We start from the raw sequence: 24,020 nt of genomic DNA, 5'->3' as shown, positions 1-24,020 counted from the left end.
TAATTAACACAACCAAAAAATGCTTTAAATTGCTTAATTGATTGTTATTTTTGTTCATTTGCTCGAAAATGTTCATTTGATACTAATTTTTAGTTATTATTCTTTCTCATTTGCTTCACTTTGTGTGGTGTCACATCATTCCCCTTTGGATCAATGATTGTTGTATTTTCAATGGTACCCTTCATGTGTGTACGAAATGATTTTATATATTCTTTTCTTAACTTATCTTGTTCTACTTTTTCAGTAGCTGTTATTGTTCCCGCCTTTTTCTTTTTTGAAAGTTCATTAATACGGTCTATTTTAGCTTTTTCTAACATCGCGATTCATCCTCTTTCGTTATATTAAAATAAGAAAGCAGCTTATAGTTCACTACTTTCTTACATATTATATCATAAATGAGAGCCAAAACCTGCTCATTGATTTGCTAATTGGATGCTCATATCACTATTTAATAGCTTTGTCTCATGGACTGGAATAACAACTGATTCTCCGGCTTTCACATGACCGTCAGTTAAATTATTTTCTTTTTCTACCCAAGACACAAAATCTGCTTTCGCCATATCACTCTTCCCTGCATATTGGTCTGCAAGTGCCCAAAGAGAATCACCCTCATCCACATTCACTTCTGAATAATTGCTATCATTCCCAACAACCGTACACATCAAAACAATTCCTAAAACTAAACAAGTAATTACAAATATAATAGAAACATAAAATTTATCCCAAAATAATTTCAAAGTCATTAATAACCCCTCCAAAAGAATGTATGTTCGCTTTTCTATAGTATAGAACAGTCGTTCGTATATGTCAATAAAAAAAACGAACCTTTGTTTGCATATTGAATTTTCTTTTGCTATACTTAGTTTATAAATAACGACTAAATTAATGAGGTGAAACCATGAAAATATCTAAACGTCAACAAGATATATATGAATTTATCAAGTCAGAAGTAAAAGAAAAAGGTTATCCACCTTCCGTACGTGAAATTGGTGAAGCTGTTGGGCTGGCATCAAGTTCCACTGTTCACGGGCATCTTGCTCGACTCGAAGGAAAAGGTTTAATTAGACGTGACCCTACTAAACCACGTGCAATTGAAATATTATCTTTAGAAGATGAAGTAGAAACACCTAATGTAGTTAATATTCCTATTATCGGAAAAGTAACAGCTGGTATGCCTATTACTGCAATCGAAAATATTGAAGAATATTTTCCTCTTCCCGAATATATGGCTGCTGGGGAAACCAATGTTTTCATGCTTGAAATTGACGGAGAAAGCATGATTAACGCAGGTATCCTTGATGGAGATAAAGTAATCGTTAGACAACAGAGTTCAGCTATAAACGGAGAAATTGTGGTAGCAATGACAGATGAAAATGAAGCAACTTGTAAAAGATTCTATAAAGAAGCGAATCATTTTAGATTACAACCAGAAAATGATGCCTTAGAACCCATCATTTTAAACAATGTTACTATTTTAGGAAAAGTTATCGGTCTTTATCGAGATATACGTTAAACTTACATTTCAGTTAGGCGGTTACAGCATTGATTTATTTTGAAACAAAAAGATTAATAGCCCGAGATTATCTTCTGGATGATTACTTTCCATTCGCAAAACTAAATACAGACCCGAGTGTAATGAAATTTTTCCCGAATTTATTAACTTCAGAAGAAAGTAATGCACTTCTTGATAGAAATCAGCAAGAATTAGCTTTACTTGGCTACGGGTTATTTGCAATCGAAGAAAAAACTACTGGTGATTTTATTGGATTTACTGGTTTTCACGAAGCGACATTTGAAGCAGATTTCACTCCTTGCACAGAAATTGGTTGGCGTTTGAAAGCAAATGTATGGAATCAAGGTTATGCAACAGAAGCCGCACTCGGATGCATTCAATTCGCGCATGAACATACTTCGATTGTCGATATATTTAGTTTTACGGCTTCATTAAACATCGCTTCTGAACAAGTGATGAAAAAAATCAAGCTTTCCAAAATAGCAAACTTTGATCATCCAGTATTACCAGAAAATCACCCGCTTAAACCGCATGTACTCTATAAATTATAAGAACCCACAATCTTTTTCAAAAGACTGTGGGTTCTTTTTTAATTCCAAAGTAATAAAGACAAGTATAGACCAACTAAGGTGATAAAAAGCACAGGAATTGTTATAACAATACCAATTTTAAAATATAAGCCCCAACTTATCTTAATATCCTTCTGCCCTAAAACATGAAGCCATAACAATGTGGCAAGTGAACCAATAGGCGTAATCTTTGGTCCTAAATCCGAACCAATTACATTAGCATAAACTAACGCCTCTTTCATAACTCCCATATAAGTCGTATGCTCAATCGCTAGTGCATTAATCATCACTGTTGGCAAATTATTCATAACTGATGATAAAAGCGCAGCAATAAATCCCATCCCAATGGTACCTACAAACAAACCATAACTCGCTACATATTCAACTGCATGTGATAATAATTTAGTAATCCCTACATTTTGTAAACCGTATACAACTACATACATCCCAACAGAGAAAAAGACAATATTCCAAGGAGCCCCTTTTAAAATAGCTTTCGTAGCTACAGCCTGACTCCTTCTGCCTAATAATAAAAAGATAACTGCTACAGATAATGCAATAAAAGAGACTGGGATTTCCAAAAAACTACTTAAAAAATAACCAATAACAAGGATAGTTAATATCCACCAAGAAATATGAAACAATTTCTTGTCTTTTAGTGCTGATTCAGGTGCTTTAAGATTGGAGTCGTCATATTTTTTCGGTAATGCTTTTCGGAAATAAATATAGAGAATCAAAATACTAGCAATTAACGAAAAAAGTGTTGGAATCCACATCATAAGTGCATACTCAGAAAAAGCAATACCAAAAAAATCTGCTGATACAATATTTACCAAATTACTCACAATGAGGGGTAAGGAAGTTGAATCCGCAATAAAACCACTAGCGATAATAAACGGAAACACTTTTCGTTCATCAAAATGGAGCGCTCGTACCATTGCTAAGACTATCGGTGTTAGAATTAATGCAGCACCATCGTTTGCAAAGAAAGCTGCCACTAAAGCTCCTAAAATGGATATTAAGACAAATAACAATAAACCGTTCCCTCGAGCAAGACGCGCCATATGTAAAGCCGCCCATTCAAAAAAACCAATTTCATCTAAAATAAGTGAAATGATAATAATCGCTATAAATGCGAGTGTAGCATTCCAAACAATCCCTGACACAGTTTCAATATCTTTAAAAGTAACAACTCCAAATAATAATGCAAGTAAAGCACCACCACACGCGGACCAACCAATCGATAGCTTTTTAGGTTGCCAAATAACAAATACTAATGTAATAATAAAAACGAAAATAGCCAATGTGACTTGCATAACTCCCCCCTTACTACTAACGCTTCCGTTAATACTCCCCTTATAAACTAAATGAGCCATACTTATTTACCCTAAATAAATGAAAAACGCATACTACCTTTTCAACTTTATTTCTCTATCGTTGAATATAAATCTCCCCTGATAAAACGTCAAGCATTTACTTTCATTTGTAAAATTCTAATCCACAACTGCACAACAAAAAACCCGCTTCCAAATCCAGGAAGCGGGGTGATAAATATTAATAGATTTCTAGATATTGTTCGCGTTCCCACGGATGAACAGCCGTGCGGAACATATCGCACTCAATGGTTTTTGCTTCAATAAAGTGTTCAAAAATATGTTCACCTAAACCTTCTCTGATTACATCATCTTTTTCAAGTTCAATTAAAGCATGACCTAAGCTTTCCGGAAGATCAAAAATACCAGTTGCTTCTCTTTCTTCTTCGTTCATACCGTAAATATTACGGTCAACGGGTGCTGGTGGTGTTAAATCATCTTTAATTCCAGATAAACCTGCTTTTAATAATACTGCCATCGCTAAGTAAGGGTTAGCAGATGGGTCAACGCTACGTAATTCAAGACGAGTACTAAGACCACGAGAGCTTGGTACACGAACTAGCGGGCTACGGTTTTTACCTGACCAAGCGATATAACAAGGTGCTTCATAACCAGGAACTAGTCGTTTGAATGAATTAATAGTTGGATTTGTAACTGCAGTATATCCGCGTGCATGTTTCAACATACCAGCTAAGAATTGGTATGCTGTTTTGCTCAATTCTAATTCACCATCTTTATCAAAGAATGCATTTCCTTCTTTGTTGAAAAGTGACATGTTGAAATGCATCCCAGAACCATTAACACCAAAAAGTGGTTTTGGCATGAAGGTTGCATGAAGTCCATGTTTACGAGCAATTGTTTTAACAACTAATTTAAAGGTTTGAATGCTATCACAAGCAGTAATGGCATCTTCATATTTGAAATCAATTTCGTGCTGCCCTGGAGCTACTTCATGGTGAGAAGCTTCCACTTCAAAGCCCATTTCTTCTAGTTCAAGCACGATATCACGGCGACAGTTTTCGCCTAAGTCTGTTGGCGCTAAATCAAAGTAACCACCACTATCATTTAACTCTAAAGTAGGACGGCGATTTTCATCTAATTTGAATAAAAAGAATTCTGGTTCTGGTCCTAAGTTGAATTCTGTAAATCCTAATTCTTCCATTTCTTGAAGTACACGTTTTAAGTTAGCACGTGGATCTCCTGCAAATGGAGTCATATCAGGGTTAAAAATGTCACAAATCATTCTCGCAACTTTTCCTTTTTCTGCTGTCCAAGGAAATACAACCCAAGTATCTAAATCTGGGAATAAATACATATCGGACTCTTCAATTCGTACAAAACCTTCTATGGAGGAACCATCAAACATGATTTTATTATCTAGTGCTTTCTTTAGTTGGCTAACAGGAATTTCCACATTCTTGATAATCCCGAGTATATCCGTGAACTGTAAACGAATAAATTTTACATTTTGTTCATCTGCGAAGCGGAAAATGTCTTCTTTTGTATATTTTGCCATAATCTAAATTCCTCCTAAATAGTCTAATTATATTAACTTCTAAATAAAGTAAATACCTCTTCTTGTTTTTTTAAAACCTTGGTAACTGTTGTTTTCCGGTTGCATCTTGTTTTACAAAACGGCCAGCCTGTTGCATTTCTTTTCTAAGTATTTTGCGAACATCGTCATCTGTTAAAGGTTCTTTGGATTCTTTTTGTTGCATTTGATACATTTTCTTAATTCCCGCAATATTCAGACCATCATTCAAATAATCTTTAATCTCTAGCAAAACATCAATGTCTTGAAGTGAATACAAACGGTGATTTCCTTGATTTCGAGCCGGATGGATTAATCCTTGGTCTTCATAATAGCGAATTTGTCTAGCGGTGAGATCGGTTAGCTTCATCACAGGCCCAATTGGAAAAAGCGGCATGGATCTCCGAATTTCCTTTTCACTCACGACAATTCCCCCTCAAAACATATTTTTTGATGATAGTAGCATTATAATGTACGTTAGATGTTTTGTCAAATTTATGTAAGATAATCTAACATTTCATAAAAACTATCTACACCAAGCTTTTTCACAGCAAAAAAACCGCAAACTTTATATTCGCGGCAAAAATTAAAAACTTTTTGAAAAATAGATGTTACTTTTTAAAGCGTATTTTCAATTGCTCGAGTAACAGCGATTTTGACATGTTCATATGTCAAACCACCTTGTACGTATAATTGGTATGGGTCTCTAATTGGTCCATCTGCCGTTAATTCTAAACTAGCTCCTTGAATAAATGTCCCTGCTGCCATTATCACGTCATCTTCATAACCAGGCATATAAGCACCGATTGGTAAAACATGTGCGTTAACAGGAGAAGCTTTTTGGATTGCTTGTGCAAAAGCGACCATTTTAGCTTTATCATGAAAGGAAACACTTTGAATTAAATCCGTTCTTGGCGCATCCCAAACCGGGTCTGCTTCCACCCCAAATTCAGCAAGCATTGCAGCAGTAAATCTTGCCCCTTTAATGGCTTGTGCAGTGACGTGAGGGGCTAAAAAGAATCCCTGATACATTTCTAATAAGCTGTATAATGAGGCTCCTGCTTCTCTACCTATTCCTGGGGTAGTTAATCGGTATCCACATAACTCCACTAATTTTTTTGTACCAGCGATATATCCACCAGTTTTAGCAAGTCCTCCACCTGGGTTTTTAATTAAAGAGCCGGCGATAATATCTGCACCCACTTCTGTCGGTTCAAGTTTTTCGACAAATTCACCATAACAATTATCGACAAAAACAATGACTTCTGGATTAATATTTTTTACAAAAGCAACCATTTCTGCTATCTTCTCAATTGTAAAAGAAGGTCTATCTGCATAACCTCTGGAACGTTGAATACCAATTACTTTTGTTTTAGAAGTCATTTTTTGTGCGACTTCTGTAAAATCAACATTGCCATTCTTCGTTAAAGCAATTGAGCCGTAGCCAATTTGGAAATCTCGAAGTGAACCTTGTCCTTTATCTCGTATTCCAACAATTTCTTCTAAGGTATCATAAGGGGTTCCTGTAATATATAACAAATCATCTCCGGGGCGAAGAATACCAAATAACACGGTCGAAATAGCATGTGTTCCGGAAATAATTTGCGGTCGAACAAGTGCTGCTTCTGTATGAAAAACAGCAGCATATACTTGTTCTAATGTATCTCTTCCTTCATCATCATATCCATATCCGGTCGATGGATGAAAATGAAAATCACTTACTTTATTTGCTTGAAATGCATCTAACACTTTCGCTTGGTTATATTCTGCTATTTGATCCGTCTCGTTTTGTAGTCGGGAAATTTGTTTTTCTACTTTTGCTCTCACTATTTGAATTTCAGTCATTAGTAGACTCCTTTCTTGGCTGGTATCCTTCAATTAAATAAGCTTGCTTTTCTTCCAGATACTCAAGTTTCGTAATCCATGCTTTTTGTTTTATTTGGGCTAATTCTTTACCGTTTTCTTCGGAAAGTTCTTGTGTAAAATAGCCCCATTCTTTTTCAATCAATTCGATCATCCGTTGTTTTAATATGTTAGGTGCTACAGAATCAAGTGCAGAAATAAGTAAATGTTCTGGCTGGTCGGGAATAAACGTTGCTGCTACTTGATCCATCTTATTATAAACTGTTAAAAGCGGAAGATGATTCATTTCTAACTCCTCTAACAAAGCTAATACAGTTGTTTCATGTTGCAAATAATCCCCATCAGATGCATCAACAACATGAACTAACACATCCACATTTGCTGTTTCTTCTAAAGTCGAACGAAAAGCCGCAACAAGCGTCGTTGGTAAATCTTGAATAAAGCCTACTGTATCTGTTAAAAGTGCTTGAAATCCGCCCAGAAATCGAATTTTTCGTGTTGTCGGATCTAGAGTCGCAAATAATTTATCCTCTTCTAAAGTTGTTTCATTCGTGAGTCGATTAAAAATAGTCGATTTCCCAGCATTCGTATAACCAATTAATCCAAAGCGAAAAACATCTTGGCCATTTCGCCTGTCAATGATTCGTTTTCGATGTTGTTCAACGTGTGATAACTGTAATTTAATATCATGCATTTTTTCACGAATATGCCGTTTATCCATTTCGAGTTTTGATTCACCTGGGCCTCTCGAACCTATACCGCCTCCGAGTTTAGACAGAGAAATCCCTTGTCCACTGAGTCGGGGTAATAAGTATTTATATTGAGCATAGGCTACTTGCAACTTACCTTCCTTTGACTTAGCTCGCATCGCAAAGATATCTAAGATCAGTTGGGTTCGATCAATAATACGTGCGTCCACAGCTTTAGATATATTACGTACTTGGGTAGCACTGAGCTCACTATTAAAAATAACTACATCCGCCTCATGCATTTCTACTAACTCAGCAAGCTCTAACAGTTTACCAGAACCGATAAAGGAAGCTTGGTTTACTCGTTCTAACTTTTGAATGAGTTCATCGACCACTTTTCCATTCGCTGTTTTCGTCAGACTATATAGTTCACTGATTGAATTCCAAAAAGCTTCCTCTGTTTTATTTGGCAAAAAAACGCCAACTAAGATTATCTTTTCCCGTTCCACATGCATTTCTCCCTTTTTTCAGACAAAACTAATCGTAGCATATTTTTGGCATAAAAAAAAGGCAAGAAACGTTGTAAACGAGTTTCCTACCTTTTAAATGAACTGCTTATTCCGCATCAGGATTTAAAGCTACATTCTTCTGCGGGGAGAAAGTTGAAATTGCGTGTTTAAATACAAGTTGTTGTTTCCCTTCAACATCAAGTAATACCGTAAAATTGTCAAAACTTACAACACGCCCTCTTAATTGAAAACCATTTGTTAAAAATACTGTTGCAAGAATCTTTTCCTTACGTAATTGATTTAAGTAATAATCCTGTAATCCTTGTCCACCTTGTTTCATAATTTCCCTCTCCAATCTCTATATCTTCTACTAAAATCTTTCCCAAATCCCAACTCATTTATTGGTTGGCTAATTTCAAATACCCTTTATTTCTTATTACCAAACAGAAAAAGCTTATTTAGACTTCAAAAAAGCATTCACTTTTCCTATCGCTTCTATCGCTGTTTTATTAGTATCTGCTTGGATCCAGTTGATATCCATTCGATTTCTAAACCATGTTAACTGTCTCTTCGCATAGTGACGCGAATTTTTCTGAATTAACTCTTTTGCTTCTTCTAATGAGCTATTACCCTCAAAATAAGTAAATAATTCTTTATAACCAATGCCTTGAATCGCTGGAACATCGGTTAAATCTCGATCGTATAAGGTCTTCGCTTCTTCTACTAAACCTTGTTGGAACATGTTATTTACACGCTCATTTATTCGTTCATATAGTGAATCTCTTGCTAAATCTAATCCTAAGAAGAGAGGCTTATACCGATCATTTGGTTCGTGATGAACTTGATACTCTGAAAAAGGTTTTCCAGTTGCGCGCATCACTTCTAGCGCTCTAATAACACGACGTTTATTATTTTTATGAATAAGCGTGGCACTTTTCGGATCAAGTTGATTTAACATTTGCCATAAAGCATCGTTGTCTAGTTGTTCTAATTCCACTCGATATGCCTTATCTCCAGCGGTTTGTCCAAAATCATAATCATAAAAAATGGATTGAATATAAAGACCGGTTCCACCAACAATAATAGGCAATTTCCCACGGTTATGTATCGACTCCAGGAGACCTCTTGTTTTTGATTGGAATTTCGAAGCAGTAAATGGTTTTTCTACTTCTGTCACATCTATTAAATAGTGTTTAATGCCAGCCATTTCTTTTGATGTGATTTTTGCAGTACCAATATCTAATCCAAGGTAAACCTGCATGGAATCCCCACTAATAATTTCGCCATCAAACTTCTTTGCTAGCTCGATACTTAGACTTGTTTTTCCGACAGCAGTTGGACCAACGATAACGATGACAGGAATGCTATTCAAAAAAAAACCTCCTTTTCACCTGTAATCAATGTACCATGAAAAAGTTGTCTTGAGAATAGCGAAAATGTATTTTTCATAAAAAAAAACGCAATTCTTGATAGAAATGCGTTTTTTCTGTATTTAATTTTATCTATCATGCCAATCAGCAGGTTCTCTGGCATCATTTATTTGCGTATTTAATTCCTCTATATAAGTTTGTTTTGTTTCTTCGTCCCAGTGGAATTGTTTCGCCATTTCATCAACTACCGCATCTTTCCATTCAAGCAAGTATGGCATGTCGAAAAGCAAATAACCTGTCCGGCGAAGTAAAAAATCTACCGGGGTCGTTACGGCTTCATGTTGAATCGAATAGCGTAACTCTGCATATAAACTATTAGGCAAGGTAGTTTCATTTGTATCTTTATGTTCTTGCGCATAGGTAAATAGTTGATCAATATTGCTACCAAAACGTTTAGCAATTTCTCTTCCTTCTTCCAATGTCCAACCAAAACGATTATTTCCTTCTTTCGCTTTTTTCGAAAGGAATGCTTCTAATTGTTCGGAACCACCTATGTCTCCACCGGAAATTGGTAAATGTTTCGTTTGCACGGGTTTGTATTTCTTTCCTGTTTCTTTTGCTAAATTTTTAGAGACATCATCTAATAGTTTTTCAGCCATTTTCCGGTATCCAGTTAATTTCCCACCAGCCATCGTAATTAAGCCACTTTCAGAAAACCAAACTTCATCTTTACGAGAAATTTCTGATGGATCTTTTCCTTCTTCATAAATTAATGGACGAACACCAGCCCAACTAGACTCAATATCTTTTTCGGTTATGTGAACATCTGGGAACATATAATTAATGGCTTTAATGACATAATTATGATCGGATTCTAGTGCTTTTGGATTGATTACCGTCTCTTCATAAACGGTGTCTGTTGTCCCAACATATACTTTTTTATCACGAGGAATTGCAAAGACCATCCGGCCATCTGGTGTATCAAAGTAAACTGCTTGTTCCATCGGAAATTTTTGTTTATCGATAACTAAATGAATTCCTTTTGTTAGGCGCAAGTGTTTATTATTGGTTGCGTAGTCTAGTTTTCTTACTTTATCAACCCAAGGACCTGCAGCATTAATAACGCGGTGTCCTTTAATATCATAAGCTTTACCAGATAAAAGGTCCGTTACAGTAATACCAACTACTTGTTTATTGTCATCATATAAAAAATGTTCTGCTTTTGTATAATTAATGGCATTAGCTCCTAATTCTACTGCTTTTTTCATAACTTCAATCGTTAAACGAGCATCATCCGTACGGTACTCTACATAATACCCTGAACCTTTTAAACCTTCTTTTTTAACGAATGGATTTTTAGCTAATGTTTCTTTAGCGCTTAAAATTTTACGACGCTCATTTTTCTTAACACCTGCTAGATAATCATATAGGCGAATCCCAAAAGATGCCGTTGTTTTACCCATATTTCCGCCTTTATGGAAGGGAAGCATCATCCACTCAGGGGTAGTTACATGCGGCCCATTTTCGTAAACGATTGCTCGTTCTTTCCCTAAGTCAGCCACTTCTTTAATTTCAAATTGTTGTAAATAACGTAAGCCACCATGTACTAATTTTGTAGAACGGCTTGAAGTCCCACTAGCGAAGTCACCCATTTCGACAAGTGCCACACTCATACCTCTTGCCGTTGCGTCAAGTGCTATTCCAGCGCCAGTAATTCCTCCGCCAACAATGACTAAATCAAATTTCTCCTCTTGTAGATTTCTTTCAATTGTTTCTCTGTCAAATGCTGAAAATAATTGTACCATTTTGACTACCCCTTTCAAATTGTTTACCATCTGCATTATGCCTTCTTGTCACTTTTCCACTTTTCTGTCTAACTGAAACTTGATAAGGCAAAAAAACAAAAGAGACTGCAAAATAAGACGATTGCGCTCGCCTTTTGCAGTCTCTCCAAATCTCAGACAATAATATTTATTAACTTGCTATTATTATAGCTTTTAACTAGCTAGAATAAAAGCGTTCTGCTCACTGATTATTGATAGTTTTTCTTATCGCAACTGCTTTCTCTGGGAAATCCGTCATCATCCCTTTGACTTTAATAGCACAAAAATATGCCATATCCTCCTCTTTATTTACTGTCCAATATCGGACAGGAATTTCTTTTAAAACCGGATTATTTTTCGCTTTGATTGGCGGGTGCACGGCATCTAGATGGATTTTTTTATGTAAATCTAAAACAGCATCCAAGTTTTCATGTGTAATAAGTGCTAATCTGGATGTACTATCTAACTCTCGTAATCGAACTAATGTCTCTGAATTAAAGGAGGAGTACATGACTTTAGCATGAGGATATTTCTTTGCTAAATCGACTACTTTTTGTTCGATTCCCTGATATTCAAATATGTCTGTTTTTAATTCAATATTAAGTATAACGCCCGAATTTCCAATTAAAGTAAAAACCTCTTCTAAAGTTGGCACGCGTATTTTGCGAAATAGACGCCTGCCAATGGTTAATTTTTTTACATCAGAAAGCGTAAAATCTTTTAAATATCCTGATCCATTTGTTGTCCGATCTACTTTTTCATCATGCATCACAATTAATTCTCCAGTTTTGAGTACATGAATGTCTAATTCAATTCCATCTGCCCCCGAATTTATCGCTTCTTTCATTGCCGGCAAAGAATTTTCAGGGTGTGTTCCACTACTACCGCGATGAGCAAAAACCTCTGTCATAATACTCCCTCCAAACTTTTAGTTTATTTTTACTATAACAAAAATAAGTCAATATACTCAAATTATTAAAATCAATAAATAAAACTGTCTTTTTAACTTACTTCTTGATTTATCTGTGTTATTATAGTATGGAGCTTGAAACAGAAGGCTTTCTTATCTCTGTCTAAGGTTGCACATAGAATCATTTATTACATTTAGGAGATGTTATTTTGAAAAGAACTACTCGCTACAATAGAAAATATGTTCCGAGTATTGACGGACTTCGAGCGCTCGCTGTTATTGCAGTCATTGCCTATCATCTAAATTTCAGTTGGGCAAAAGGTGGATTCATTGGAGTCGACATATTTTTCGTATTATCGGGCTACTTAATTACCAATATTTTATTAACACAATGGGAAAAAACACAAACCCTTCAATTAAAACAATTTTGGTTGAGACGTTTTAGGCGCCTTATTCCAGCTGTATATATAATGATTGTCGTTGTTGTCATCTATTCGGTTTTATTCCACCCTGAAATTTTAAAAAATCTACGTGGTGACGCTATCGCCTCTTTCTTCTATGTAAGTAATTGGTGGTTTATCTTCCACGACGTTTCCTATTTCGATTCGTTCGGGCTTCCTTCACCACTTAAAAATTTATGGTCACTCGCAATTGAAGAGCAATTCTATTTAATTTGGCCAGCTTTTTTACTTGTATTTTTACGGTGGGTAAAAAATCCAAAATTACTTTTAAAAATCGTTATCGGTCTTGGACTTCTTTCTGCTATTTGGATGACTGTTCTGTATGATCCAGGAACTGATCCAAGTCGTGTTTATTATGGAACGGATACTCGCGCATTTGATTTACTAGCAGGATGCGCCCTTGCCTTTGTTTGGCCTTTTAATCGGCTAAGCCCTGTTGTTCCAAAAAGAAGTAAAGCAGTTTTAAATATTGTTGGAACTCTCAGCATTTTACTTTTCTTTGTATTTACAGCATTCGTGAGTGAATATCAACCATTCTTATACCGTGGTGGATTACTGTTTGTAGCCATTATCGGCGTAACTATGATTGCCACTATCTCACATCCAGCATCTTACTTAAGTAAAGTTTTTAGTTTTAAACCGCTAAGATGGATTGGAACTCGTTCTTATGGAATCTATTTATGGCATTATCCTATTATTACATTAACGACTCCTGTCTTTGAAGTTGGCCAACCTAATATCTGGCGAGCGATTTTACAAGTTGCTGCCACCTTTATTATTGCCGAGCTTTCCTTCCGATTTATTGAAACGCCTATTCGAAAAAATGGTTTTATCAATTATTTCAAGAGTTTCAAAGACAAAAACTATTTTGTTTGGAAAAATAAGCCTGTTGGAAAATGGCTTGGAATTACTGGACTCGTAACTATACTAGCTCTATTCGCTCTTGGAATGACTAATATTTTACCTGTTAATACAAATGCTGAGAAACAAACGACTTCCATAAAAACATCTTCATCCGACAGCAAGAAGTCGCCATCTAAAAAAGCGACGGATGATAAAAAAACTAAAAAGAATACAGAAACAGCAAAACCACCTGAAAAAACACCTACTGGGAAAAGTAAACCAATTGCTTCGAACGGGACTATTCCTTATACCCAAACTCTCGCAATTGGCGATTCTTTAATGATTGACATCGAGCCATATCTAAAAGAAGCGGTGCCAAATATTACGATTGACGGTCTTGTTGGTCGGCAATTAAGAGATGCAATAACCACAGCTACTGGTTATAAAAAGTATAATGCTTCTGGAAGTGCGGTTATCCTTGAGCTTGGAACCAATGGACCATTCACTGAATCACAATTAGACACTCTTTTAAATCAATTCGATAAAGCTTCAATCTACCTCGTTAATACAAAAGTACCTCGTGGTTGGGAAGCAGAAGTAAACAAGAGTATTGCAAATGCAGCTGATAAATCGAATGTAACTGTAGTTGATTGGTATTCGCAAGCTATAAATAACCCACAATATTTTGGCGAAGATGGCGTCCATTTAACCAAAAGTGGTTCTGAAGCATATGTAACCTTGCTAACTAATGCTATGAAAAAATAACAATCCGCCCTTAAATGGACGGATTGTTATTTTTATTTTTTACGTGAAATTAATAGACTAATTGCTACTAGTAAAAGACCAATAGTTACAGATTGTAATGGTAACGAATCACCTGTTTTAGGTAAGTCTTTCTTAGCTGTATTTGTTTTAATTTCAGCTTTTTCTTGTGCTTTTATCGTTTTGGAAGTTACTTTTTCTGATTTAGTTATATCCGCTTTTGATTTAGTTGTAGCTTTTAAATCAGGTGAAGCTAAGTCAGCGCTTGCTACTTCTTCTTGTCCAAACTTAGGTGCAACACTTGGAGTAGCTGATTGATTTGGTGTACTTGTCTCCGTTTTTGGTGTCACACTTGCAGTTGCATCAGGTGAAGGTGTCACACCCGGAACTGTTGTCATCTCTGGAATTTTCACGGTAACTTGGACTGGATCAGCACTTTGTTTATCATTTGTTGCATGTAAAGTGACGATGTATTCACCTGATTTAGCTAAATTGACGACTTCTTTAAAATCACTTGTTACAACTGTTCCATCATTTGTTTTTGCTGCAACATCATCCAAAAATTGTGCTTCATCTTTAGTCGCATCTATCTCGTAAGTGATTTCCGGCTCTGCTGTAATGGCTGTTTTTGCTAGAACTATAAATTCTACTTGAACAGGTGCCGCTTTCAGACCTGCATTATTTTCTGATTGCAAAGTAACAGTATATGTCCCTGGGTTAGAAAAATCTACTTTCTCAGTAAAATCACTTGTAACTACTGATCCATCATCTGTTTCCGCATGAATATCAGCTAAAAACTGTTCTTCTGTGATAGATTGGTATTCAATACAAGACATTTCTTGATCAGCTACAATATTTAATGAATGGTCAATATCAAAATAATGATCATATGTTGGTGAAGAGATAGTATATGAACCCATTGTCATGTTAGGAGGAGCATTATAGCTTCCATAACTGAGGTCCACTCTCGCATTATACTCCATTTTTTCTAAATTATCGAAATCAGTTTTGCTGATTCCATTTACTGTTAACCCTTCACTTGTAATCGTTAAACGACTTCCATCTACTACTTGGTCATTCATTGTAAAATAGGTGTCTCTACTAGAAGTTGATTTAAGGAAGTCAGGTGTATAACCATCAAAATTTACTGGACGTTCTGTCATTATACTAAATGGTATATATAAAGTTTTATTTTCTTCATCAAAAGTCAATACACTACTTTTGATAGTGGATGTAATCAATTCCGAACCGCCAACCGCTTGACCATAAGCAGATAGAGTGGTTAATTTAGGAAAATCTTCTACTCCACGATAGTCGTGAACCCCGCAGAATTGAATGTTTAAACTTTTTAACTCGGGTAAACTTTTTAGTTCCATTATATTTGTAATTTTGGGGTTGTAGCTAAGGTCCATAGACAATACTTTTGGCAAATTATTAATTTTAGTAAATATAGAATCGTCTAATTTACAGTGAGAAAGGTCAAGCACTTGCAAATTAACTAGATTACTTAAATCGGGAATTTGATTAGAAGTGACATCCGTTCCCATGATTGTAAGTCTTTGTAAACTTGTTAACTGCTCTATTTGGCTGTAACTATTAGCATTAATATTATTGATAGAAAGAACGGTTAAATTGTGTGCATATTCAAGACCTGTTAAATCAGTTATATTTAGGTTATTTAAAGAAATAGTTTTTATTGTATTCATTTGTGCTTCTGTAATATTTGCTGTACTAGGTTGTCCTAATAAACCATTTAAATAAGTTTTAAACGCTGTGTCTGGAATATTTACTGTGTCTTGACTTGTTGTAAGCTTCGTTTGGTCTGCAGCAAAAACTGGTAGCGCTGTTTGTGTAGCAGGAACAATCACCATCGCGCAACAAACGCCAATTTTTACTATAGTTGATTTGATTGTCATAAGTTGTTATCCCTCTCTATGCGTATAAATTTATTGCCTCTTTAACGTTAATATTTTTTATTAACTGTTAATGATGTTATTATAATCCTGGCATAAATTAGCTACAATGGAGGAATTGTGAACAAACCATCTATATAATAAACTACATAGCTGATTTGTGCAAAAAAGGGTTGACAAATTATAAATGTTATCAACAGTTGGCTTTTCATGCGTTATTTCGCAACAGATTTAATAAAATTACTTTGTGAACATTTTTTGACAAATATGTGACGTTTACTATTTCAGGACATTCCAAACAAAAAACCCTATATCCATTTAAAATCGAAATAGAGTTTTCTGCTATATAAGTTATTCGCCAAATACATTTTTCCATTCGGCTCTTTTTGCTAGAAATTCCGATGCTAAAGACTGAGCACCTTCTAAGCTATGACTTGCTGCCCAACCACATTGTACTTCATTGCATGCTGGTACTTCGGTAGCTGCTAAGACATCAGTTAAAGTAGTAGCTAGAATTTCAAGCGCCTCATCATAATCCTTATGGTTAATAAAGGAGACATAAAAACCAGTTTGGCATCCCATGGGGCTAATATCTACTAATTTATCGGTGTGATTTCTAGCAAGTTCTGCCATTAAATGCTCTAGCGAATGAAGTGCTGGCATTTCCATATGTTCTTTATTTGGTTGTTTAAACCGTACATCATATTTATAAATTTCATCACCACGCTCGCCTACTTTTGTTCCTGCTAACCTAACAAAAGGTGCTTTAACCTTTGTATGATCTAAATTAAAACTTTCTACATTCATTTTTTCTGCCACTTAAATACCCCTCCTCTTATTCTTTGCCATTATATCAAAAAAAAGAATCTTTGCCTATTTTATAAGCAAAGATCCTTTTCTTATTCCTCTTTAGAATCTGTTGTATCTTTTATTTCTGGTATATCGAGCCAAATGGAGACTGGTTCACCTTCCATCGTTTCATCTAACACAAAGGATCCATTAGAATAACGATCTGTTACACGAAGATTAGCTACGTCAATTTCAACAATTTGGTCTGTGTTTGTTTCAATAAACAAGTGATCTTTATTGTCAGCAAGCGTGATACCAATAAAACGATGTGGATTATTCTTCAATTCTCGTAACATTAGTAAGCCACGTTTTGCTCTAGAGATTGGTTCAAATTCACTTGCTTTCATTTGTTTCAGGGAACCGCGTTGTGTAGCAAGGACGATATGTTTTGGATCATTTGACGAAAGAACTATCCCACCAACTACTTTATCATCTTGTTTTAGGTTGATTGCCTTTACACCAGCCGTTCTAGCACCAGATTCTGGAATTTCGGTAATCGGATATCGCAATCCATACCCATTTTTTGTTGCAAGAAAAATATCTTCTGTTCCATCAATTAGATGCACATTTAAAAGTTCATCGTCATCTTTTAACTTAATAGCCATCATCGATTTCGAATAGCGTTGTGGCTTATAATTGGTGATTAAAGACTGCTTGGTCATCCCGTTTTTCGTAACAAATAAAAATCGGTGTTCTTCTGTAAAGGCTGGAATGTCGATGACTGAACGAATTTCCTCACCTGCAGATAAATCACTTGCTAGATGGCTAACATGATCTCCTAAGTTTTTCCAGCGAATATCTGGTAACTCATGAACTGGCCGGTATATGAAGTTCCCTTTACTTGTAAATAATAAAAGGGATTCAAGTGAATTCATTTTTTTAATAAAGATTGCATGATCAGCTTCTTTCATTGCCAGTTCTTTACCATTTGATGCAGCATAAGAACGTTGACTTGTACGCTTCACATAACCTTCTTTCGTAACAGATACAATAACATCCTCGTTGGCAACTAGCACTTCTGTATCGATTTTGATTTCTGCTATTTCTGCTTGTACTTCCGTCCGGCGCGGCGTCTTGTATTTTTTCTTAATTTCGCTTAATTCTGCTTTTAAAACAGCCACAAGTTCCGCTTCATCACCTAAGATTTTTTCTAATACGCTAATTTGTTCAGCAAGTGATTTTGCTTCACTTTGAAGTTCATGAATATCGGTATTGGTTAAACGATAAAGTTGTAAAGAAACGATTGCTTCAGCTTGCTTTTCACTGAAATCGTAAGTTGTTTGCAAGTTCAGCTTTGCATCTCGTTTATCTTTCGAACCACGAATTAGTTTAATAACTTCATCCAAAATCGATAAAGCTTTAATTAATCCTTCTAAAATATGCTGACGAGCGCGTGCTTTTCTAATATCATACTCTGAACGCTTCGTAATAATTTCTTTTTGGTGTTCGATATATGCATCTAACATTGGAATAATTCCCATTAGTTCTGGACGTTTGTTGTGAATGGCAACCATATTGAAATTATAGCTTACTTGTAAGTCGGTATTTTTAAACAGGTAATTCAGCACACCTTCTGCATTGGCGTCTTTTTTCAGCTCGACAGCAATTCGAAGTCCAGTACGGTCTGTTTCATCGCGTACTTCTGAAATACCTTCAATTTTCTTCTCAATGCGAAGTTCATCCATGCGTTTCACTAAATTAGCCTTATTTACTTCATATGGAATTTCATGAATAGTAATTTGTTTTCTACCACCACGGATATCTTCAATTTCGGTTTTGGATCTGACAACTACGCGGCCTTTACCAGTTTCATAGGCTTTACGGATACCATCAATCCCTTGAATAATTCCGCCTGTTGGGAAATCTGGTCCTTTAACAATTTTCATAATTTCTTCAGTAGTCGAAAGCGGTTTATCAAGCCGTTTAATAACTGCTTCGATAATTTCAGTTAGGTTGTGAGGAGGTATGTCCGTCGCATAACCAGCAGAAATACCTGTAGATCCATTCACTAAAAGATTAGGAAAGCGTGCTGGTAATACAGTTGGTTCACTAGAAGTATCATCAAAGTTTGGAATAAAATCAACTGTTTCTTTTTCGATATCACGTAAAAGTTCTGCTGAAATTGGTGATAGTCGCGCTTCGGTATAACGCATTGCTGCAGGTGGATCACCATCTACACTACCGTTGTTTCCGTGCATTTCAATCAGCATATTTCGTACTTTCCAGTCTTGACTCATCCGAACCATCGCTTCATATACAGAGGAGTCTCCATGTGGATGGTAATTCCCGATGACATTTCCGACCGTTTTAGCTGATTTACGGAAACCTTTTTCGGATGTATTCCCTTCTACATTCATGGCAAATAAAATCCGGCGTTGTACAGGTTTAAGTCCATCACGAACATCTGGAAGTGCCCGTTCTTGAATAATATATTTACTATATCTACCAAAACGATCGCCCATAACTTCTTCTAGAGCTAAGTCTTGGATATGTTGTTCTGGATTACTCAAATGTCTTTCGCCTCCTCAACCATCATGTTTTCATTTTCTAAAATATTTTGGTTATCTTCCATAGAAAACTCAACATGCTTTTCAATCCATTTTCGTCTTGGTTCCACTTTGTCTCCCATCAGTGTTGCTACGCGGCGTTCTGCACGAGCCGTGTCGTCAACACGTACACGAATTAAAGTACGCGTATCTGGATTCATCGTTGTTTCCCAAAGTTGGTCAGCATTCATTTCACCAAGACCTTTGTAACGTTGAATCATATAGCCTTTTCCAATTTTTTGAATGGCAGAGTCTAATTCTTCATCTGTCCAAGCGTATTCAATCACTTCTTTTTTACCAGAACCACGGCTTACTTTATATAGTGGCGGCAAAGCAATAAACACTTTTCCAGCTTCAACAAGCGGGCGCATGTAACGATAGAAAAACGTTAATAATAACACTTGAATATGTGCTCCGTCCGTATCGGCATCAGTCATAATAACCACTTTGTCATAGTTACAATCTGCCACGTCAAACTCCGTGCCAACTCCTGCGCCTACTGTATGGATAATCGTGCTAATTTCTTCATTTTTTAAAATATCTTGTAGTTTTGCTTTTTCCGTATTAATTACTTTTCCTCGAAGCGGCAAAATAGCTTGGAAACGACGGTCTCGTCCTTGTTTAGCTGAGCCACCTGCCGAGTCTCCTTCGACAAGATAAAGTTCGTTTTTATTTGGATTTCTAGACTGGGCTGGTGTCAATTTTCCAGAAAGAAGTGTTTCGGAACGTTTCTTTTTCTTACCATTCCGCGTTTCTTCACGCGCTTTTCTGGCAGCTTCTCTTGCTTCACGGGCTTTCACTGCCTTTTTAACGAGAAGAGAGCTTGTTTCAGGGTTTTCAGCGAGAAAGTAAGCTAAATGTTCAGCCACTACAGCATCAACCGCCTGACGAGCTTCCTGGGTCCCTAATTTTTCTTTTGTTTGACCTTCAAATTGAAGAATTTTTTCTGGTACACGAATAGAAAGCACAGCGGATAAACCTTCGCGAATATCACTACCTTCTAAATTTTTCTCTTTTTCTTTGAGTAAGTTAACACGACGAGCGTAGTCATTAAAAATTCGTGTCATCGCAGCTTTCATACCTGATTCATGAGAACCTGCTCCACGCGTCCGGACATTGTTTACAAAACTTAAAATATTTTCTGAATAGCCATCATTGAATTGGAAGGCCATTTCGACTTCAATTGTCGCATTTTCGCCTTCAAAGCTTGCTACTGGATGAAGAACATCTTTGCCTTCATTAATATATTCAACAAAGTTTTTCACCCCTTCTTCAAAATGGAAAGACTCTGCCATACCGACACGTTCGTCAATTAACTGAATCAGCATGCCTTTAAGAAGAAATGCTGACTCTCTTAAACGTTCAGAAAGTGTTTCATAGTTATAGGAAGTGGTTGGGAAGATGGCTGGATCTGGTTTAAAGCGAATAGTTGTTCCTGTTGCTTTTGACTTACCGATTTTTTTTAGTGTTCCATCTGGTTTCCCACCATTTTTGAATCGTTGCTCATAAGTTGCCCCTTCACGATTAATCGTTACGACTAACCATTCAGAAAGCGCATTTACAACTGATGAACCCACACCATGAAGTCCCCCACTAGTTTTATAACCGCCTTCTTGCCCGAATTTACCACCGGCATGAAGTACTGTCAAAATAACTTCTACAGTTGATTTACCAGTTTTGTGCATCCCGACAGGCATCCCGCGCCCTTCATCACTTACACTTACACTACCATCATCGTGAAGTGTGACAACTATTTTCTTACCAAATCCTGCAAGGGCCTCATCGACCGAATTATCTACAATCTCATATACTAAATGGTGCAGCCCGCGTACATCTGTTGAGCCAATATACATCGCTGGGCGTTTCCGAACTGCGTCTAGCCCTTCAAGCACCTGAATAGAATCATCATTATACTCATTCCGATTCATACTTCAAAACTCCCTTCATTCCATCAATCTCTAGCGTTTGTTGTTGTTCGCTGAAAACCACTTTATCAGAATAGCATTAACTAGCTAATTAATAAAGTGATAGTTTAGTGACAATTTCTTTTTCATAAAAAAACAGGCTCTGCTATAAGAACCTGCTTCCTCCCAAAATGGTCTGTTATTTAATCCATTTCTTGATAAGCAACCTTAATGCAATAATCCATGACAGTAGGATATCCTTTTTCCGCCAAAAAATCAAATGCTTCTTGATTAAAAATGCCAAGTTGTGCCCAAAATACATCTGCATCTATCTTATCAAATGCTTTCGCAATTTCGGGTAAAAACTCTGACCGACGAAAGACATTAACAATATCCACATGTTCTTTAATATCGCTTAATTGCTTCACTGCTTTTTCACCAAGTATCTCATCTGCATTAGGGTTTACCGGTATAATTTTGTACCCCGCTTGCTGCATTAGTTGCGTTACCTGATAACTTGTGCGGTCTGGCTTATCACTCAGGCCAATGACTGCGATTACTATTGCTTGTTTTAAAATCTGATTGATTTCTTCTCTTGTTGGATTTTGCATTAGTCTAATCGCCCCCTATTATTCTTTCTAATCATAAGCTATTTTTTGGTTTTTTTCAACTTTTCATCGTGATTTCTTCTTACAATTTAGCCAAACATCTCTTTTTTATGCTATAATTCTTTATGGAAAACATCATTTCTACTTGAGGGGTTTAAAAATGACAATTAACTTGATTTTGCTTTCATTGTTAGCCTATGTTATCGGATCGATACCATCTGGTTTATGGATTGGAAAAATATTTTACAAGAAAGATATTCGAGATTTTGGTAGTGGAAACTTAGGTGCAACCAATGCTTTTCGAGTCTTAGGAGTCAAAGCTGGTAGCATCGTAACAATAATGGATATTTTAAAAGGAACCGTTGCAACTTTACTTCCATTTTTCGTTCAATTAAATGTCGACCATCATTTCTGGTTACTTACTGGAGCCTTCGCTATTATTGGTCATAGTTTCCCACTGTTCGCAGGTTTTCGCGGTGGAAAAGCAGTTGCTACATCTGCCGGGGTTATCCTTGCTTATGCACCACTATTATTTATAGCTGCATTAGTTGTATTCTTAGTTACACTAAAGCTAAGCAAATATGTATCTCTTAGTTCCATGATTGGCGCACTTGCCGCACTCCTTATTTCATTTTTCTTAGGAGATTGGATTTTAATTATCCTAGTTGCTTGTATTGCTATTTTTGTTATTTGGCGTCACAGAGCAAATATTAATCGTATTCGTAACGGCGAAGAACCTAAAATTAAATGGATGTAACATAAAACCCAGAAGCTCATTTTTGCTTCTGGGTTTTGATTTATCCTACTGTAATTTGATATTCAGAAGAAAATACTGCTTCTGGTTCTAAATGCTCAATTCCAGCTTTATCTCGAAGTTCCACTGATTCACCTATGCCATCTGCAATTCCATACCAAGGTTCAATACAAAGGAAAGGCGTGCCTGCTCTTGCAGTCCATATCCCAACGAAAGGAAATTCAGGAAATGATACCTTAACAAAATGGGATGTTTTATCAGATTTAATAGTTACTTCTTTTTTGTTCAATGCTTCAAAAATAAGCGCATCATTTTTAAATAGGTCATAATTCAGTGGTAAATTTTGTGTTGGCTCTTTCGTAATATTTTTGATTTCTCCGTTACGATAAGCCCCTTCTAAACAAAGTGTCTCTAAGTTCTCCTTTGCTCCAAAATCTAAATAATAATCTTCAAAATCTGTACCTTCAATAAGTGGCAAATTAAAAGCAGGATGTGCTCCTATCGAGAAATACATTCGTTTGGTATCTGTATTTTCTACTTCAAAAGAAACAGCTACGGTATTTTTTTCTAATGTATAACTAATCGACAACTTAAATTGGTATGGATAAATTTTCAAAGAAGCTTCATCTGAATCCAGTTCAAAACGAATTTTATTTTCCGTTTGTTCAACCACTTTGAATTCACGGTCACGAGCAAAACCATGTTGTCCTAAATGATATGGTTTGCCCTCCACAAAATAAGTATCTTCTACTAATCTTCCTACTGTCGGAAATAACACTGGTGAATGGCGCCCCCAAAACTTACTGTCCGCGTTCCATAAATATTCTAAACCAGTATCTTTTCGGAAAATCCGTGTTAATTCAGCTCCAGCCTCTTTCATTTCTATGAGTATTATTTCATTTTCCAGTTTAATCATTATTCTTTCTCCTCCAAATGAAACCGCTCGATTTGTTCCCATTCATGCTCTTGTTTCAGCACAACTAATTGCATTTCTCCAAACAAATCATAATGCGGGATGTTTTTTCGACGATTATCAATCCAGTCTGGTGCAAGTCCATATTTTTTTCCCCATTGCTGTAATTTTTTCAAATCAGAACAAGCAACTTTGGTTACTGTTTTGGAATCAGGAAACCGATCATCTAGCCAATAATGTGTAATAATTGCTATCTCTCCACGACTTGCTTTTTCTTTCCATATATCCATTTCATCACGCTTTACACCAAAAGCCAT

The 24,020-nt window shown here is 36.1% G+C and carries 22 protein-coding genes; 4 read left to right on the top strand and 18 right to left on the bottom strand.

Annotation, left to right across the window (positions count from 1 at the left end; genetic code table 11):
* Window positions 1–89: 89 nt before the first annotated feature.
* Window positions 90–317: a DUF896 domain-containing protein gene (locus JL53_RS07300; RefSeq protein WP_003719576.1), complete on the bottom strand. Its 228-nt coding sequence runs from the start codon at window positions 315–317 to the stop codon at window positions 90–92.
* A gap of 96 nt (window positions 318–413) precedes the next feature.
* Window positions 414–743: a cell division suppressor protein YneA gene (gene yneA, locus JL53_RS07295; protein WP_038407224.1), complete on the bottom strand. Its 330-nt coding sequence runs from the start codon at window positions 741–743 to the stop codon at window positions 414–416.
* Window positions 744–898: 155 nt separating this feature from the next.
* Between yneA and lexA the strand changes: the two genes are divergently transcribed.
* A complete protein-coding gene (lexA, locus tag JL53_RS07290; protein WP_003719574.1) occupies window positions 899–1,513 on the top strand; it encodes a transcriptional repressor LexA in 615 nt (204 codons plus the stop codon).
* A 29-nt stretch (window positions 1,514–1,542) separates the two neighbouring features.
* On the top strand, window positions 1,543–2,064 hold the full coding sequence (locus tag JL53_RS07285) for a GNAT family N-acetyltransferase (RefSeq protein WP_003719573.1): 522 nt from the start codon (window positions 1,543–1,545) through the stop codon (window positions 2,062–2,064).
* Window positions 2,065–2,102: 38 nt separating this feature from the next.
* Here the strand turns inward: JL53_RS07285 and JL53_RS07280 are convergent, their stop codons facing one another.
* The 9 genes from JL53_RS07280 to JL53_RS07240 form a co-directional block, all read right to left on the bottom strand.
* A complete protein-coding gene (locus JL53_RS07280; protein WP_038407223.1) occupies window positions 2,103–3,398 on the bottom strand; it encodes an arsenic transporter in 1,296 nt (431 codons plus the stop codon).
* Between the two features lie 238 nt (window positions 3,399–3,636).
* Window positions 3,637–4,971, bottom strand: coding sequence for a type I glutamate--ammonia ligase (gene glnA / locus JL53_RS07275; RefSeq protein ID WP_003719571.1), 1,335 nt, complete (start codon window positions 4,969–4,971; stop codon window positions 3,637–3,639).
* Window positions 4,972–5,041: 70 nt separating this feature from the next.
* A complete protein-coding gene (locus JL53_RS07270; protein WP_003719570.1) occupies window positions 5,042–5,410 on the bottom strand; it encodes a MerR family transcriptional regulator in 369 nt (122 codons plus the stop codon).
* A gap of 194 nt (window positions 5,411–5,604) precedes the next feature.
* Window positions 5,605–6,831, bottom strand: coding sequence for a methionine gamma-lyase family protein (locus JL53_RS07265; protein ID WP_038407222.1), 1,227 nt, complete (start codon window positions 6,829–6,831; stop codon window positions 5,605–5,607).
* A complete protein-coding gene (gene hflX, locus JL53_RS07260) occupies window positions 6,824–8,047 on the bottom strand; it encodes a GTPase HflX (RefSeq protein ID WP_074673856.1) in 1,224 nt (407 codons plus the stop codon). The genes JL53_RS07265 and hflX overlap by 8 nt, the downstream gene beginning before the upstream one ends.
* A 106-nt stretch (window positions 8,048–8,153) precedes the next feature.
* The gene (hfq, locus tag JL53_RS07255; RefSeq protein ID WP_003719566.1) at window positions 8,154–8,387 is read right to left on the bottom strand and encodes an RNA chaperone Hfq; all 234 of its coding nucleotides are present in this window, start codon (window positions 8,385–8,387) and stop codon (window positions 8,154–8,156) included.
* A gap of 114 nt (window positions 8,388–8,501) precedes the next feature.
* Complete coding sequence (gene miaA, locus JL53_RS07250; RefSeq protein WP_038407221.1) at window positions 8,502–9,419, bottom strand: tRNA (adenosine(37)-N6)-dimethylallyltransferase MiaA; 918 nt, start codon at window positions 9,417–9,419, stop codon at window positions 8,502–8,504.
* Between the two features lie 126 nt (window positions 9,420–9,545).
* Entirely contained in the window at window positions 9,546–11,222 is a 1,677-nt protein-coding gene (locus tag JL53_RS07245) for a glycerol-3-phosphate dehydrogenase/oxidase (RefSeq protein ID WP_038407220.1), read from the bottom strand.
* A gap of 220 nt (window positions 11,223–11,442) precedes the next feature.
* On the bottom strand, window positions 11,443–12,150 hold the full coding sequence (locus tag JL53_RS07240; protein WP_003719562.1) for a glycerophosphodiester phosphodiesterase: 708 nt from the start codon (window positions 12,148–12,150) through the stop codon (window positions 11,443–11,445).
* A gap of 209 nt (window positions 12,151–12,359) precedes the next feature.
* Here JL53_RS07240 and JL53_RS07235 point away from each other — a divergent pair, with 209 nt between their 5' ends.
* Window positions 12,360–14,219 carry an acyltransferase family protein gene (locus tag JL53_RS07235; RefSeq protein WP_003719561.1) on the top strand — a complete coding sequence of 620 codons (1,860 nt, stop codon included), beginning with the start codon at window positions 12,360–12,362 and terminating at the stop codon, window positions 14,217–14,219.
* 32 nt (window positions 14,220–14,251) lie between these two features.
* On the opposite strand, the gene JL53_RS07230 is transcribed toward JL53_RS07235, so the two are convergent.
* From JL53_RS07230 to JL53_RS07210, 5 genes are all read right to left on the bottom strand, one after another.
* Entirely contained in the window at window positions 14,252–16,132 is a 1,881-nt protein-coding gene (locus JL53_RS07230) for a LapB repeat-containing protein (protein ID WP_038407219.1), read from the bottom strand.
* 348 nt (window positions 16,133–16,480) lie between these two features.
* On the bottom strand, window positions 16,481–16,948 hold the full coding sequence (locus JL53_RS07225) for an S-ribosylhomocysteine lyase (protein ID WP_003719558.1): 468 nt from the start codon (window positions 16,946–16,948) through the stop codon (window positions 16,481–16,483).
* A gap of 80 nt (window positions 16,949–17,028) precedes the next feature.
* Window positions 17,029–19,488 carry a DNA topoisomerase IV subunit A gene (gene parC / locus JL53_RS07220; RefSeq protein ID WP_038407218.1) on the bottom strand — a complete coding sequence of 820 codons (2,460 nt, stop codon included), beginning with the start codon at window positions 19,486–19,488 and terminating at the stop codon, window positions 17,029–17,031.
* Window positions 19,485–21,452 (bottom strand): DNA topoisomerase IV subunit B, encoded by a 1,968-nt coding sequence (gene parE / locus JL53_RS07215; RefSeq protein ID WP_003719556.1) that lies wholly within the window; start codon window positions 21,450–21,452, stop codon window positions 19,485–19,487. Before parE ends, parC begins: the two co-directional genes overlap by 4 nt.
* Window positions 21,453–21,631: 179 nt before the next feature.
* Complete coding sequence (locus JL53_RS07210) at window positions 21,632–22,039, bottom strand: CoA-binding protein (protein WP_038407217.1); 408 nt, start codon at window positions 22,037–22,039, stop codon at window positions 21,632–21,634.
* Window positions 22,040–22,196: 157 nt separating this feature from the next.
* On the opposite strand from JL53_RS07210, the gene plsY reads away from it, so the two are divergent.
* On the top strand, window positions 22,197–22,793 hold the full coding sequence (gene plsY, locus JL53_RS07205; protein WP_003719554.1) for a glycerol-3-phosphate 1-O-acyltransferase PlsY: 597 nt from the start codon (window positions 22,197–22,199) through the stop codon (window positions 22,791–22,793).
* A gap of 40 nt (window positions 22,794–22,833) precedes the next feature.
* On the opposite strand, the gene JL53_RS07200 is transcribed toward plsY, so the two are convergent.
* Both JL53_RS07200 and JL53_RS07195 read right to left on the bottom strand, forming a co-directional pair.
* A complete protein-coding gene (locus JL53_RS07200) occupies window positions 22,834–23,706 on the bottom strand; it encodes an aldose 1-epimerase family protein (protein WP_038407216.1) in 873 nt (290 codons plus the stop codon).
* Window positions 23,706–24,020 carry a hypothetical protein gene (locus JL53_RS07195; RefSeq protein WP_003719552.1) on the bottom strand — a complete coding sequence of 105 codons (315 nt, stop codon included), beginning with the start codon at window positions 24,018–24,020 and terminating at the stop codon, window positions 23,706–23,708. The genes JL53_RS07200 and JL53_RS07195 overlap by 1 nt, the downstream gene beginning before the upstream one ends.

Origin of the sequence: Listeria ivanovii subsp. londoniensis (assembly GCF_000763495.1) — a bacterium.
GTDB lineage: Bacteria > Bacillota > Bacilli > Lactobacillales > Listeriaceae > Listeria > Listeria londoniensis.
Note: the sequence above shows the minus strand (reverse complement) of the source record. Positions and strands in the feature narration are given on the sequence as shown.

Bases quoted from the DNA above. Each gene is read 5' to 3' on its own strand.
- JL53_RS07300 (WP_003719576.1), bottom strand. From the start codon at position 317: ATGTTAGAAAAAGCTAAAATAGACCGTATTAATGAACTTTCAAAAAAG.
- yneA (WP_038407224.1), bottom strand. From the start codon at position 743: ATGACTTTGAAATTATTTTGGGATAAATTTTATGTTTCTATTATATTT.
- lexA (WP_003719574.1), top strand. From the start codon at position 899: ATGAAAATATCTAAACGTCAACAAGATATATATGAATTTATCAAGTCA.
- JL53_RS07280 (WP_038407223.1), bottom strand. From the start codon at position 3,398: ATGCAAGTCACATTGGCTATTTTCGTTTTTATTATTACATTAGTATTT.
- glnA (WP_003719571.1), bottom strand. From the start codon at position 4,971: ATGGCAAAATATACAAAAGAAGACATTTTCCGCTTCGCAGATGAACAA.
- JL53_RS07265 (WP_038407222.1), bottom strand. From the start codon at position 6,831: ATGACTGAAATTCAAATAGTGAGAGCAAAAGTAGAAAAACAAATTTCC.
- hfq (WP_003719566.1), bottom strand. From the start codon at position 8,387: ATGAAACAAGGTGGACAAGGATTACAGGATTATTACTTAAATCAATTA.
- JL53_RS07245 (WP_038407220.1), bottom strand. From the start codon at position 11,222: ATGGTACAATTATTTTCAGCATTTGACAGAGAAACAATTGAAAGAAAT.
- JL53_RS07240 (WP_003719562.1), bottom strand. From the start codon at position 12,150: ATGACAGAGGTTTTTGCTCATCGCGGTAGTAGTGGAACACACCCTGAA.
- JL53_RS07230 (WP_038407219.1), bottom strand. From the start codon at position 16,132: ATGACAATCAAATCAACTATAGTAAAAATTGGCGTTTGTTGCGCGATG.
- parE (WP_003719556.1), bottom strand. From the start codon at position 21,452: ATGAATCGGAATGAGTATAATGATGATTCTATTCAGGTGCTTGAAGGG.
- JL53_RS07210 (WP_038407217.1), bottom strand. From the start codon at position 22,039: ATGCAAAATCCAACAAGAGAAGAAATCAATCAGATTTTAAAACAAGCA.
- plsY (WP_003719554.1), top strand. From the start codon at position 22,197: ATGACAATTAACTTGATTTTGCTTTCATTGTTAGCCTATGTTATCGGA.
- JL53_RS07200 (WP_038407216.1), bottom strand. From the start codon at position 23,706: ATGATTAAACTGGAAAATGAAATAATACTCATAGAAATGAAAGAGGCT.
- JL53_RS07195 (WP_003719552.1), bottom strand. From the start codon at position 24,020: ATGGCTTTTGGTGTAAAGCGTGATGAAATGGATATATGGAAAGAAAAA.